Raw genomic sequence first — 13,955 nt, forward strand, 5'->3', positions numbered from 1 at the left:
AAACAGATATTATACCACAGAAGCCGATTTTTGACCAAGTTTATCTTTCTGAAGCTGATTTTATTGAGCAAACTCCAGACTTCACTTCTATCAAACTAAGACTTCTTAGCCCAGAGGTAGGCCCAATATATGACGGATATCATCCAGAGACAAGGAGGCACGATCATCTGTTCCATCCAGTACGCTAGTCACCAGTTCTGCCTTGCTCGCTTGTAATTCTTGGATTTTCTCTTCGATGGTACCCTTGGTAATCAAGCGATAGCATTCCACTTTGGCTTCCTGTCCCATACGGTGCGCCCTACTGATGGCCTGAGCTTCTACCGCAGGATTCCACCATAAGTCCACCAAAATAACCGTGTCTGCCCCTGTCAAATTCAAACCGACTCCCCCTGCCTTCAAGGAAATCAAGAAAACATCCCGGCTCCCCTTGTTAAATGCCTGGGTCATTTCCTGCCGCTCTTTTGCAGGAGTTGATCCAGTTAAGAGATAGGAGGTCATCCCCAGATCATCCACCTCCTGGGCAATCAAGTCCAGCATCTGGCGAAATTGAGAGAAAATCAAGACACGGTGTTGCTCCGCCTTTAACCGTTCAAGCAAGTCCCTCAAGCTAGCTAGCTTTCCACTGTCTCCTTGATAGGAATCCATAAACAGTTTCGGCGTATCACAAATTTGCCGCAAGCGGGTAATGCCTGCCAAAATTTCAATTCGCCTCTTTTGCAAGGCCTCATCTCCACCATCTAACAAACCCGACCGAATTTGTTCCAACTGGGCCAAGTAAAGAGATTTTTGCTGATCTGTTAGTTCTGAAATAACCTTTGATTCAATCAAATCAGGCAATTCCACCAATACATCCTCTTTTCGCCTTCTAAGAACAAAGGGCTGAATCAGCTTGGAAACCGCAGAGGCAGTAAGTTTGGAAAATTCTTTCTTGTTCGGCAATAAACCCGGCAAAACAATTTGAAAAATGGACCACAACTCGGACAGCCGGTTTTCAATCGGTGTTCCTGATAGGGCAAAGACCCTCTCCACTTCAAAATTCCGCAAGAGCTGCGCTATCTTGGTCTGGGTATTTTTCATCACTTGGGCTTCATCCAGGAATAGGTAGCGGAAGGACTTGTTTTGGTACTCATCCACATCTTGACGAAAGGCAGTATAGCTGGTCACATAAACATGGTGTTCTTCCGATAGCAAAGAAACTCGCTGGTCCTTACTCCCGTTGACCACCACCAGGTCCATCTGGGGAGCAAATTGATGAAATTCATCCTGCCAGTTATAGATCAAACTCGATGGCGCCAAGATCAACACCTTGCCATCTGTTGGCTTTTTGGTAGAAAGAAAGGCGATGGTCTGCAGGGTCTTTCCCAACCCCATCTCATCGGCTAGGATTCCGCCAAAACCAAAATGATCTAAGCTTGCAAGCCATTGAATACCTACTTTTTGGTAATCTCTTAACTGGCTCGTAATCTGAACATCTGGCATAGGGAAGCTCTCTGGCCGCGCTAGATAGCGTGCCATCTCTAGGAATTCCTTAGAAAAAGCTATATCTCCCCTTCCTGCCAAGCTCTCAGCCAACTGGTGGGCTCTAAAAGAAGGCACAGACAGGCCACCCTTGCGCATGCGACCAATCCGCAACTCCTGCAAGGTTTGACTGATGGCGCGAGTCTCCTGATCAAAAACCAACAACTTCCCCTGCCTGGTTGAATAATAGGCCTCCTGACTAAACAAGGCCGACAGAGCTGCATCTACTTCTTCCTGGTCAATCCCATCAAAATCAAAGAGAACCTGCAACAAACCTTGACCCTTCTCAATCTGAATCTTAGGACTTGGGATGACCTGAAGCGCCTTCAGGCTCGGACTCAAGTGAACCAAGCCCATCTTAGAAAACTGCTCCAGTTTTTGAGTGAAAAAACGATACAGATCTGCGCCTGACATTGGGGCATGTAGGGCCTGAAAATCTCCGACAAATCCAGCCTTGTCCATCATATCCAAGACAGCATCCAAATGGTTCTTATGACTAGCAAAGGGTAGTTGGTCCAGTTCTTCTCGACTTGTCACTAAGACGCGGGAAAAGCGGAGCTGCAAGGCTAAGCTGATCTCACCAGACTCTGTTTGATCAAAGTGAAACTCTGGTTTAAAATCACGAATTTCAAATTGTTTGGGAGCTACAACAGGACCTAGCCGGGCTAAATCAAGCAAAATCAAGGCCAGCTGATCTTGATCACGAAATTCCACACGTACCTGACCCTGACCGGATGAGAGGTCCAAATAGGAGTGTAAAACAGACCGAATCCGCTCCTGTTGTCGGCTGACCAGATAAAATTGATTGCCTACGAGCAAAAAGCGTCCCTTATATAATTCCAAGACAGGCTTTTCTTCAAATACCACCAAAAAGTGGTTTGTCTCCACCTTGACCTGAAAACGATACAGGTCCTGGTCAGCCTGCAAGTTTCCAATGACAACCGCGTCATAGGCCTTTAGTTGGTGTTCAAATTGAAAATCAGCCAAGTCCTGCATTAGTTCTAGTCCTTCTTCAAATGCGACTAGAGGCAAGCGCAGATGCCGACCCATATTGACAAAAATCGGATCATCCAAGCGGACACGATGCGGCTGCAAGCGATCTAAAAAATCCAGAAAAAACTGACTAGCCTGATCAAAATCAGCATAGGTCAGCTGCTCAAAATAGTGCTTCCCAAATTGGTAATTTCCTTGATTGGCTACTACTTTCAAAAAGGCTCCTATATCACGGACAACATACCATTTATCATCTGGATAGCGAGAAATTTTCAAGGTCCAATCAATGGTTTTCTCAAAGGCCATGACCTGCCCATGGACAGACAATCGATAGGTCCACCGTCCATCCTCATAGGGGCGTTTTAGGCTTTCAATAAAGGGATTCTCCTCTAGAATTTCCTCCTGCAAAGCCACCTCCTCCTGATGGGCAAGTAGCTGCATCTTGCCTTCCGGATGATTGTTAAAATAGTATTCTACCGCTGCTTGGTGCAGGCAGTATTGCCGCAGACCATAATCTGCGCATTGACAAACCACCTCTTGTCCCCTCAAATCATACTCGACTTCAACACCCTGACAATCAAATAGAAATCGCTTGTCCTGAACAGTTTTCAACCGAAGATGCCCAGCCTCATAGAGATCAATTCCAGCTTGTCGAATCCGACCCGGCATTAATTTTCCCATCGCCTCTCCTTTTCTACTCCCAGCCAACAACTCGTCACATAACTAAATTGTATCTTTTCATTATAGCATATTTTCCAATAGAACTCTTGGGCCAGGCATAGAAAAAACACCCGTTTTCCAACTGGTGTTCTTAAGAAAGCTGTTTATAATAGAGGGTCACCCGCCACATTTTCCTGATATGGCCCATGGTTTTCAAAAACCAAAATAACAGAAAGGGGGCCAAAAGAAGACCCGAAACAAGGAGAAGCCAGTCCCCTCCTTTCATAAAAACTAGGAAGAAAACGACCGTTACAAAGCCAAGAAAGCCAAGCAACAAAAGATTGGCCACCACTGCCAGCCATCCTAGCCAGTAACGAAGGCCAAAGGGTGGGTACTTTCTTTCATCAAAGTCTGCCAATCCAGTCAAAAACTCCACCAAGACTTCACCGATTATTTCCATATGGTCGGTCCCCCTATTTCATCTGCTGATAATACTTAGTCCGTCGAATTAAGGTTTTGATAGCCCTAGCCAGTAGAATCGTCAACACACTTGCCCCAAATACCAAGAAAAGAAAGATACCGACCAAAAACCTGTCAAAATGGTTGAAAACCATGATGGATCCAACTGCGTAGGTTACAAAATAAACCAAAAGAGTCACTAAAAATACCAATATACACGCAAAGGCTCCAAACCAGTAACGAAGGCCAAAGGGCTTGTACTGCTTATCTTCATAGTCTACTAGTAGAAGAACCGGAACTGTTAGAAATGCAAACAACATTAGAATGACATTGCCCGCTATCATGGAATCACCTCCTTTTTTCATTGTAGCATTTTTTACATAGCATGCAAAGAAAAAAGAGGTTTGACCTCTCTTTCTTATTTCCGTTTCCGTGCAATCAGATGAATCGGTGTTCCTTCGAAGACAAAGGCCTTGCGGATTTGATTTTCCAAGAAACGCATATAGGAGAAGTGCATGAGCTCTTCTTCGTTGACAAAGACCACAAAGGTCGGTGGTTTGGTCGCAACCTGAGTCGCATAGAAAATCTTGAGACGTTTGCCCTTGTCAGTTGGTGTCGGGTTAATGGCAATGGCATCCATGATGACATCGTTGAGGACAGCCGACGGAATGCGGGTATTCTGGCTCTCACTGATGGCCTTAATCATCTCAGGCAACTTGTGCAAACGTTGCTTGGTCAAGGCCGATACAAAGATAATCGGTGCATAAGACAGATACTGGAATTGGTCACGGATATCGTCTTCCCATTTCTTCAGGGTGTGGTTGTCTTTTTCCAGCGTGTCCCACTTGTTGACTACGATAATCATCCCCTTACCAGCTTCATGGGCAAAGCCTGCAATGCGTTTGTCGTACTCACGGATACCTTCTTCGGCATTGATGACCATGAGTATAACATCTGAGCGTTCAATGGCACGCATGGCACGCATGACAGAGTATTTCTCCGTATTTTCATAGACCTTACCAGACTTGCGCATACCTGCGGTATCAATCATGGTAAACTCCTGACCTTCTGGGTCTGTAAAGTGCGTATCAATGGCATCACGAGTCGTTCCCGCAACAGGCGAGGCAATGACACGCTCTTCACCCAAAATGGCGTTAATCAAACTTGATTTACCAACGTTTGGACGACCAATCAGGCTGAACTTGATAATGTCTGGATTTTCCTCTGCTTCCACCGCTGGGAGATTATCGACAATAGCATCCAAGACATCCCCTGTTCCAATACCGTGAACAGAAGATACAGGATAGGGATCGCCAAGACCAAGTGAGTAGAAATCGTAGATGTCATTCCGCATTTCAGGATTGTCGACCTTGTTGACAACTAGAATAACAGGTTTGTTTGTCTTGTATAAGATACGCGATACGTATTCATCCGCATCGGTCACACCTTCCTTGCCTGATACGACAAAGACGATAACATCCGCCTCATCCATGGCAATCTCAGCCTGATGCTTGATTTGATCCATGAAAGGAGCATCCACATCATCGATACCACCTGTATCAATCAGGGAAAACTTGCGATTGAGCCACTCACCAGTAGCATAAATACGGTCACGGGTCACACCTTCCACATCTTCGACAATGGAAATCCGCTCCCCTGCAATCCGGTTAAATAAGGTTGATTTTCCAACGTTGGGACGTCCAACGATGGCGATAGTTGGTAGAGCCATAGCTCCTCCTCTTCTAGTTTACAATAATTTATTTTTTTCTAATACAGCCTTGGTTTCAGGCTGTTCTGCCTGTCCGAACTGGGTAACCATACGCTCAGACCAGGTTTCTGTCTGACGGGCACCTGCATAGTCTGTCTGAACCTGGTCGTAGGCTTGGATTACTTCCACGCCTTGCTCCACATATTCTTCCTGAAAGACAATGGCTTTACTTGCTAGTCGTGGTTTGACAGGATTTTGTTCTGCAGGGTGCCCAAGGGCAATACAGAAAATCGGATAGGTATAGTCCGGCAAGTTGAACAGCTCTGCTATTGCCAAGGCCTTGTGGCGAATCATACCGATGAAGACACCACCATAGCCCAAGCTTTCAGCTGCTAAGAGGGTATTCTGCCCTGCCAGAGCCGCGTCAACGGAAGAAATCAAAAGATTCTCCGTCCCCTTGGCTTCAAAGTCCTTCTCATGAAGCTGGGCCGCCTTGCTGGCACGGTTGTGGTCGCCCACAAAAAGCAAAATGGCCTGGGCCTGCAAGATAGCTGGCTGAGGCACCAAGTCATAGAGAGCCTGCTTTTTGCCTTCCGACTGTACGACGATAATGGAGTAGGACTGGAAATTCTTCCAGCTAGACGCAGCCCGACCCGCTGTGATAATGGCCTCCAAATGTTCCGCCTCAATCGGCTCCTCCGTAAAACGACGGACTGAGCTGTGGCTCAACATCAAATCAATAGTTTCATTCATCGGCGATTGACCCCCTGCAAGTGCATCTCTTGGGCTAGGAAGCGAATGCGTTCCATGACCCGCTTGGCTTGCCAGGTCTCATCGCCTGACTTACCAGCAGAAAAATGCCGCTCCAAGTCCGCAAAGGAGAAGTTGGAAGTAAAGAAGGTCGGCAGATTTTCCTGCATCCGATACTGGAGGATAACCTGCAAGACATCGTCCCGAATCCAAGAACTGTGCTGCTCCGCTCCGATATCGTCCAAAACCAAGACCTGAGCCGTCTTGACCTCGTCAATCCGCTCCTTAACCGACCCGTCCTTGATGGCATTCTTGATGTCCACCACAAAGGTCGGATAATGGAGCATGGTCGTTGACAGCAGGTGGGTCTTGGACAGGAGATTGGCCAAGTAAGCCATGAGGTAGCTTTTGCCAATACCAAAGGTCCCGTAGAGATAAATGCCCTTGTTGTCTTGGCCGACCCGCTTAACAAAGTCGGAAATAGCCAGCATAATCCCTACACGGTTTTCATCCTGACGGTCCAAGTCTGCAATGGTCACATTTTTCAGACTAGCCGGCATATTAATCAGCTGAATCCGATTTTTTATGGCTTCTAATTTCCGTAGTTCAACCAGCTCAGCCGTTTCTAGATAGGACACATCTGCATAGCCCTGGTTCATGACCAGAACTGGTTGGTAGCCCTTGGCCATGTAAGTCTGATCATTGGCGAAAAACTTGTCCCGTTCATTGATAAATTCATAAAATTTGGAAATGGAGCGACCAATCTCATCTTGATTGAGTCCATGTTGACGGATAAACTCCGCCACATCCTTGTCTTGCATGATTTCTGCCACCAGCTGGTCATAGGACTGACGAACCGGAGACTGTTTGTGTTCTAGATTATCTTGAACTGATTTCATTGGCCACCTCCTTTATTTTCCATTTCTTCAAATTGACGATAGAGGTCGGCTAGCTGGGCTTGACCTTCTATCGTTTGTTCTGTTTTCACTTCTTGCTTGCTCCATTCTGGAACATTTGAAGTTGGACTTGTTTTTGTCCGTGCTTGTGTCCTTGTTCTTGTAGCTTGTTGATTCTCCCTCAAAAAAAGAATCGCTGCCTTTGCCGAATGGATGCCCTTGTAGGAAAATTCATTGACTAACTTGACCAAATACTTGGTATTGAGATTGGCGGAGTCAATCTTATTGAAGGTGTATAGAACTGCCACGTTGATAACCTCATCCAAGTGTCCTTCCTTGGCAAGACTAGCTAGACAAGACCGCTCAGCATCAAGTAGCCCCGCCTTGCGACTAGCTTTCAAAAGACGGAGAAATTCGAGACTGGATTTTAATTTTGCCTCCGCCAAAATAGCCTCTTCCTGACGGCTCAACTGTCCTGTCTCACCACCTTGTTGAAGTCGGCTTTGTAGTCTGCCTAGAGAAATCTGGTGCTGGACTGCCGTTTCCTTGGCCAGCTGATAGAGTTCTAACCAGGATAGCCCTAGACTGTCGGCCAAATGGGTCAGGGCGATGACGTCTTCCGCCTCATCTTGAAAGGCTAATTTATCTCGACGCATCAGATTTCGGAAAGCATCCCAGTCAAAGCCCTTACGAGCTGGAACAAGCTCTTTGACCTGACCAATTTCTGAAAAGACATCCGAAAATTTCTTCGACACTTTTTGCCAAGAGCTATCAGGACTTTGCTGACCTGTCGCCATAGCAAAATCCCCAATTTTTTTGCGCAAGAGTTGCTTCAACAGAGGTTTGCCCATAAAAGCCACTTCAGCTAAAGGAGCCTTTAATTCCAAAAGAAAGACTTCTTGTTTGTTGTACACATCCAACAAATCAAGGGCGGTCAAGACATCCAGTGCCTGCTCCAAGCGATTCATCCCCAAGTCTAGATGGTTGAGAATTCTTGAAAAAGGCTGATTGCTAAGCCCTTGCTCATAACTTGCTAGGAGAAAATGATAAACCAAGAAAGCATCCGCCCCCATAATGGGCTGATAAAGAAGGCTTAAGCTACTATAATCTGCAAGAAAAGCCTGGCGCTTGAGTAGGCTAAACTGGTCATTTGGCTTCATCACGCACTAATTTCCCTTCTGCTTGTGTCCTTTGGTAATTTGTTTCAAGAGATTTTCCAGTTCTCCCACATCTTTGAAAGAACGATAGACTGAGGCGAAACGAACATAGGTGATTTCGTCCAACTCAACCAATTCTTCCATTACAAGATTTCCAATGACATCACTTTCCACTTCGGTATCACTTTGGGCACGAACCTTCTGCTCGATCCTGTTCACCACCTCATCAATCTCATGACTGGATACAGGACGTTTTTGCGCAGAACGAATAATTCCGTTGAAGATCTTTTCACGTGAAAACTGTTCTCTTGTTCCGTCTTTTTTTACAACCACAAGGGTTTTTTCTTCAATTCGTTCGTAGGTTGTGAAGCGATGTTCACAGGATTCACATTCGCGACGGCGACGAATGGTGTTGCCATCTTCTGCTTGACGACTATCTACAACGCTAGATTTAATACTGTTACATTTTGGACACCGCATCTACTTTCTCCCATTCTGACGTTATCATCTCATTGTACCATATTTTATGGGATTTCTCTAGATAAAAAGAGGCTGGCCAAGGGCCAGCGCTTTTAGTTGATTATTTGAATCTTTTTCTTTTCCAAACGGTAGTACACCCACTCTTTTACCAAACGATAGATAACCGCAAAGATCGGAGTAAAGAAGACCATCCCCAACAGACCAAACAAGTTTCCACCAATCAGGGCAGCCGCAAGCGTAAAGAGGGTCGGCAGTCCCACAGACTGACCAACAACACGAGGGTAAATCACATTTCCTTCAATCAGCTGTAAAATCTGGAATAAAACGATGGACCAGAGCGCCAAGAGCGGATTTTGCACAGCGACAAAGAGAGCACTGATGAGACAGGCTGAAAATGGTCCGATATAGGGAACAAAGGACAGGACACCTGCCAAAATCCCTGCCATGCTTGCATAAGGAATCCCTGACAAGGAATAGCTAACAAAGACTAAGGTCCCGATAATGACTGCCTCCACAATCTGACTCATCAAGAACTTATCATAGGTATCGATGATCACCTCACCAATGTAGCTGATAATCTTCACCCATTTCTCCGGCATAATAGCATAGAGGAACTTAGTCGTCATAGACTGCAAATGCTCCTTGCTCCCCAGAATCGCCAAGGTAAAGAAGAAGGCCATCACCAGGGTCATGGTATTGGAGAAAATACCAGAAACATTATTGACTAGACCGGATAAAACTGGCGTGACAAATTGTGACACAGCTGATAGATTTTTCAGTTGTGATAGAAAATCATTGATTTGTTCACCGATGGTCCCTGACAAAAGATTATAACTTTCTAAAAAGGCAATCAAGCTGTTGACCGACTTTGGAATAGCGGTTGTACTCACCGTTACCAACTGAGACACAGTCGTCACAAGGGTCGGCAAGACAATCAAGACCAAACCTGTCACAATCAGCAAAAAGCCTATCAAGACTCCAACAATGGCCAAGCTCCGCTTTGATTTTTCCAAAAAAGAGACCTTAGCAATCAACCCCTCCAACTTTTTCATTGGAACGTTTAAGATAAAGGCAATAATGGCACCCACTAAGAGGGAGTTCATACTGGCTAAAACAGTCTCAAAAAGTCCGAAAATATCCGAGAAATGCAAGACAGCTAGCAAGACGGCTGCTGCAAATGAAATGAGAAATATTTTTTCCTTAAACTGATGAAACATAGGCTTCCTTTTCAATTGTTGTATTCTTTTCATTATACTGCATTGTGAAAAAAAAGTCACTCTTGAATCACCGAAAAACCGACAGGCATAGCCTATCGGTTTTATTCTCTCATAGCATAGCCAACACCACGAACGGTCTTGATATAGGAGTCCTGTCCCGGAACATCCAATTTCCCTCTCAAATATCGGATATAGACATCTACCACATTCGTTTCTACGGCGGTGTCATATTTCCAAACCCGTTCCAAGAGTTGCTCACGGCTGAGAATCTCTGGACTATACATAAGGGTTGCCAGAAGGTCGTATTCTCTTCTGGTTAGATTGACCAGCTCGCCAGCCCGTGTGACTGTCCGATTTTGAAAGTCGATCTTCAAGTCACGATAGGCAGCATGTAGCTTGATTTGACGGCAGTTTTCATCAATGAAGTCACGCCCCTTAAAGATTGCTGTCACCTGTTCTACCAAGTCGCTGATTACAAAGGGTTTGACAACATAAGAAACTGCGTAGGTCAAAATATCCTGTCCATGCTGAGCGACTTCTGAACTATCGACTGCAACGATGATGACAGAGGCAGGTTTTGACCGCAAGAGTTCCAAGGAAAGTTCCCGGCTCCCCATGTCTGCCAACTGAAAACTCATCAAAATCAAATCAAAATCAGTTTCATGGGCCAGCTGCAAGGCCTCCTTCCCTGTCGAAGCGTAATCCACCAAATAATCTTGTTTCTGCAATTCCATGGAAACAAAGTGGGATAGATTGCGCTCACGACCTGCAATCAAAATTTTCTTTGCCATATTCTCTTTCATCGTTCTCTCTATCAGTCGGGATTGGCAGCGGCAAATTAGAAAGAAGGGCGCTTGCACGCCCATTCTGTTTATTTCGATTCGCTATACCAATCGTAGTGGAAGACACCTTCTTTGTCTTTACGGTTATATGTGTGAGCACCGAAGTAGTCACGTTGTGCTTGGATCAAGTTAGCTGGTAAGTTTTCTGCACGGTAGCTATCAAAGTAGGTAATCGCTGCAGAGAAGGTTGGGACAGGCACACCTGCCTGAACAGCTAGGGTTACGACATCACGAACAGCTTGTTGGTATTTTGCAGTGATATCAAGGAAGTATTCATCCAAGAGCAAGTTTGCCAAGTCTTCATCACGTCCGTAGGCATCTGTGATTTTTTGCAAGAAGCGAGCGCGGATGATACAACCTGCACGCCAGATTTTTGCGATTTCACCGAATGGCAAGTTCCAGTTGTTTTCTTTAGAAGCAACACGCAATTGTGCAAAACCTTGTGCGTAAGACATGATTTTTGAGAAGTACAATGCTTGACGAATTTTTTCTACCAATTCAGCCTTGTCACCTTCGTATGCAAACGGAGCTGGTTTTGGAAGGACCTTGCTTGCTGCCACACGCTCATCTTTGTAGGTTGAGATATAGCGAGCAAATACAGATTCTGTAATCAGTGACAAAGGCACACCTAAGTCAAGAGATGATTGGCTTGTCCATTTACCAGTGCCCTTGTTACCAGCAGCATCCATGATGTAGTCAACAACTGGACCATCTTGACCTTGGTCGTCCTTGCGTTTCAAAATGTCAGCTGTGATTTCAATCAAGTAGCTATCCAATTCACCCTTGTTCCACTCAGTGAAGATGTCAGCCATTTCATCTACTGACAAACCGAGTAAGTGTTGCATGAGGTCATATGACTCTGCAATCAATTGCATGTCGCCATACTCGATACCGTTGTGGACCATTTTTACGTAGTGACCAGCTCCATCTGGACCGATATAAGTCACACATGGTGCTCCATCTTCTGGAGCTTTAGCTGAGATTTCTTCCAAGACATCAGCTACCAATTCATAGGCTTCTTTTTGTCCACCTGGCATGATAGACGGGCCTTCAAGAGCACCTTTTTCACCACCTGATACACCTGTACCGATGAAGTTGATGCCTGAGTCTGCCAGTTCTGCTGAACGGCGAATGGTATCTTCGTAGAAGGTATTTCCACCGTCAATCAAGATATCACCTTTGTCCAAGTGTGGCAAGAGGGCTTGAATGGTTGCGTCAGTACCAGGACCAGCCTGCACCATAAGCATGATACGGCGTGGGGTTTCAATTGATTTTACAAAGCTTTCAACATCGTAGCTTGGAACCAAGTTTTTACCTGGGTTGCTGGCTATTACATCTTCCGTTTTATCTGCTGAACGGTTGTAAATCGCTACTGTATAGCCACGAGATTCTACGTTGAGGGCCAAGTTCCGGCCCATTACAGCCATCCCTACAACACCAAAGTTTGCTTTTGTCATGAAGTTTACTCCTATTCGTTTGTATCTCTTTTATTATACACCTGTTTGCATGAATTGACAAGAATTTTCAGATAATTTAATCACCCAAACTATTCTGTCTCTTCCCCATCTGCAAACAAGCCTTGTAATTGTGCAAAGGGGCTATTGGCCTCTTTCTTTTCTTGCACTTCTTGTTTGAAATCATCCTCTGTCAAGACTGACCAGTTGGCACCTGATGGCATATCACTTCCTGCAGCTTCTTCTGGGGTTAGGACCTTGATCGGAATGTTGAGTAAGATGTTATCCGCAACGCTTTCTTCCAAAACAATCTGATCATCCTCAATGACCAAGACCATATCTTCATCGATTAAGTCCTGCTCCTTTAGAGCTGCTTCGCTAGCTACAAAGAGTTCATTGACAGGATAGGATTCTTCCAAAACAACTGGCTCCATGGAGCGGCTTGACGACAAGGTAATGGTATAAGTCATCTGGTAATCCAAAAAGTAAAAACCGGACTCAAAGCGGACATTTCCTTCAACTTGGACAGGCGAGAGACCCAAGACCTCTCGGTTACGAGTCTGAATCTCATCTTGGAGAACCAGAGTTTTCTGAAATGAAATGCCGTCTGGATTTTTTTGAATATCATAAATATGAAACATGATCATCTCCTAGTTTGCATGTTCTGTCAGGTAGTTGTATACCCCTTGGCCTGCTTGAGCACCCTCACCAACCGCTGTCGTTATCTGACGTAATTGTTTCTGACGCACATCACCGATTGCAAACACACCTGGGATCGTTGTCGCCATATCTTGGTCTGTGATAATCCAACCTGCCTCATCTGTAATGCCCAAATCAGTTACCGATTCTGTCATAGCATCTAAACCAACATAGATAAAGACACCACCGAAAGCCTGTTGACTGACTTCACCAGTTTTGACATTCTTGATGACCACTTCTTGTACTCGGAGGTCATCCCCTTGGATCTCTTCTACCACGCTGTCCCAGATAAACTTGATTTTCTCATTGGCAAAAGCGCGGTCCTGAATGACTTTTTGTGCACGCAATTGGTCTCGACGGTGAACGATGGTCACAGTTTCCGCAAACTGAGTCAAAAAGAGTGCCTCTTCGACTGCCGAGTCTCCTCCACCGACCACCAAGAGGTTTTGCCCACGGAAAAAGGCGCCGTCGCAGACTGCACAGTAAGATACACCACGGCTATTGTAGGTATCTTCTCCTGGGATGCCCAATAATCTGTGCTTGGCTCCCATAGCCAGAATCACTGTCTTGGCTTCAAGAATGCCATCTTCTGTGTGAATTTTTTTGATTGGTCCATCAAGCTCCAACTTGGTCATGGTACCAAATAAGTGCTCCACACCAAATTTTTCCAGGGGTTCAAACATTTTTTCCGCCAATGCTGGACCGGAAATATGTTCGTAACCTGGATAATTTTCAATTTCAGCTGTATTGTTCATTTGGCCGCCGTAAATGCCGCGTTCCAAAAGGGCAACCTTGAGGTTGCTTCGTCCTGCGTAGAGCGCTGCTGTCATCCCAGCAGGTCCTGCTCCAACCACTATCGTATCGTACATAGAATTTCCTCTCTAAGCTTTTAGCATCAATAATACACCCAGTACCCCAAAGGAAAGGATGGGGATGGTCATGACATTGATCATCATCAAATCATAGAGGGCATCTTGGCGTTCCTGAACGGTCTTGTCTACCCTTCGAATCATGCGTCCCAGAAACCAAAAGCCACTCACCACAACCATAAAGACAATCGTCAGTAATAAACTCTGAAGATAAAGTCCCAAAATGGATTCAAATATCATCCCTTACTAAGCC

Annotated in this window: 14 protein-coding genes; all 14 read right to left on the minus strand. The window is 45.3% G+C overall.

Annotated features, from left to right (window positions below):
• Nucleotides 1-105 precede the first annotated feature (105 nt).
• Nucleotides 106-3,192 (minus strand): SNF2-related protein, encoded by a 3,087-nt coding sequence (locus tag PXH68_RS07270; protein ID WP_248028606.1) that lies wholly within the window; start codon nt 3,190-3,192, stop codon nt 106-108.
• Between the two features lie 130 nt (nt 3,193-3,322).
• A complete protein-coding gene (locus tag PXH68_RS07275) occupies nt 3,323-3,631 on the minus strand; it encodes a hypothetical protein (RefSeq protein WP_248028607.1) in 309 nt (102 codons plus the stop codon).
• Between the two features lie 13 nt (nt 3,632-3,644).
• Nucleotides 3,645-3,995 carry an MFS transporter gene (locus PXH68_RS07280; RefSeq protein WP_316715576.1) on the minus strand — a complete coding sequence of 117 codons (351 nt, stop codon included), beginning with the start codon at nt 3,993-3,995 and terminating at the stop codon, nt 3,645-3,647.
• 53 nt (nt 3,996-4,048) lie between these two features.
• Nucleotides 4,049-5,359, minus strand: coding sequence for a ribosome biogenesis GTPase Der (gene der / locus PXH68_RS07285; RefSeq protein WP_248028609.1), 1,311 nt, complete (start codon nt 5,357-5,359; stop codon nt 4,049-4,051).
• Between the two features lie 18 nt (nt 5,360-5,377).
• Nucleotides 5,378-6,091: an NADPH-dependent oxidoreductase gene (locus PXH68_RS07290; protein ID WP_248028610.1), complete on the minus strand. Its 714-nt coding sequence runs from the start codon at nt 6,089-6,091 to the stop codon at nt 5,378-5,380.
• Complete coding sequence (gene dnaI / locus PXH68_RS07295) at nt 6,088-6,987, minus strand: primosomal protein DnaI (RefSeq protein ID WP_248028611.1); 900 nt, start codon at nt 6,985-6,987, stop codon at nt 6,088-6,090. Before dnaI ends, PXH68_RS07290 begins: the two co-directional genes overlap by 4 nt.
• The gene (locus PXH68_RS07300) at nt 6,984-8,144 is read right to left on the minus strand and encodes a replication initiation and membrane attachment family protein (RefSeq protein WP_248028633.1); all 1,161 of its coding nucleotides are present in this window, start codon (nt 8,142-8,144) and stop codon (nt 6,984-6,986) included. The genes dnaI and PXH68_RS07300 overlap by 4 nt, the downstream gene beginning before the upstream one ends.
• A 6-nt stretch (nt 8,145-8,150) precedes the next feature.
• Nucleotides 8,151-8,621, minus strand: a complete 471-nt coding sequence (gene nrdR / locus PXH68_RS07305) for a transcriptional regulator NrdR (protein WP_158456756.1) — start codon at nt 8,619-8,621, stop codon at nt 8,151-8,153.
• Nucleotides 8,622-8,713: 92 nt separating this feature from the next.
• Nucleotides 8,714-9,838, minus strand: a complete 1,125-nt coding sequence (locus PXH68_RS07310; RefSeq protein ID WP_248028612.1) for an AI-2E family transporter — start codon at nt 9,836-9,838, stop codon at nt 8,714-8,716.
• Between the two features lie 101 nt (nt 9,839-9,939).
• Entirely contained in the window at nt 9,940-10,629 is a 690-nt protein-coding gene (locus PXH68_RS07315) for a response regulator transcription factor (protein WP_158456760.1), read from the minus strand.
• Between the two features lie 80 nt (nt 10,630-10,709).
• The gene (gndA, locus tag PXH68_RS07320) at nt 10,710-12,137 is read right to left on the minus strand and encodes an NADP-dependent phosphogluconate dehydrogenase (RefSeq protein WP_248028613.1); all 1,428 of its coding nucleotides are present in this window, start codon (nt 12,135-12,137) and stop codon (nt 10,710-10,712) included.
• A gap of 89 nt (nt 12,138-12,226) precedes the next feature.
• Nucleotides 12,227-12,775, minus strand: coding sequence for a YceD family protein (locus tag PXH68_RS07325; RefSeq protein ID WP_248028614.1), 549 nt, complete (start codon nt 12,773-12,775; stop codon nt 12,227-12,229).
• A 9-nt stretch (nt 12,776-12,784) separates the two neighbouring features.
• The gene (trxB, locus tag PXH68_RS07330) at nt 12,785-13,702 is read right to left on the minus strand and encodes a thioredoxin-disulfide reductase (RefSeq protein ID WP_248028615.1); all 918 of its coding nucleotides are present in this window, start codon (nt 13,700-13,702) and stop codon (nt 12,785-12,787) included.
• Nucleotides 13,703-13,714: 12 nt separating this feature from the next.
• On the minus strand, nt 13,715-13,939 hold the full coding sequence (locus PXH68_RS07335) for a DUF4059 family protein (protein WP_398582977.1): 225 nt from the start codon (nt 13,937-13,939) through the stop codon (nt 13,715-13,717).
• Nucleotides 13,940-13,955: the final 16 nt, after the last annotated feature.

The sequence above is a fragment of the Streptococcus sp. 29896 genome, assembly GCF_032594915.1.
Classification (GTDB): domain Bacteria; phylum Bacillota; class Bacilli; order Lactobacillales; family Streptococcaceae; genus Streptococcus; species Streptococcus suivaginalis.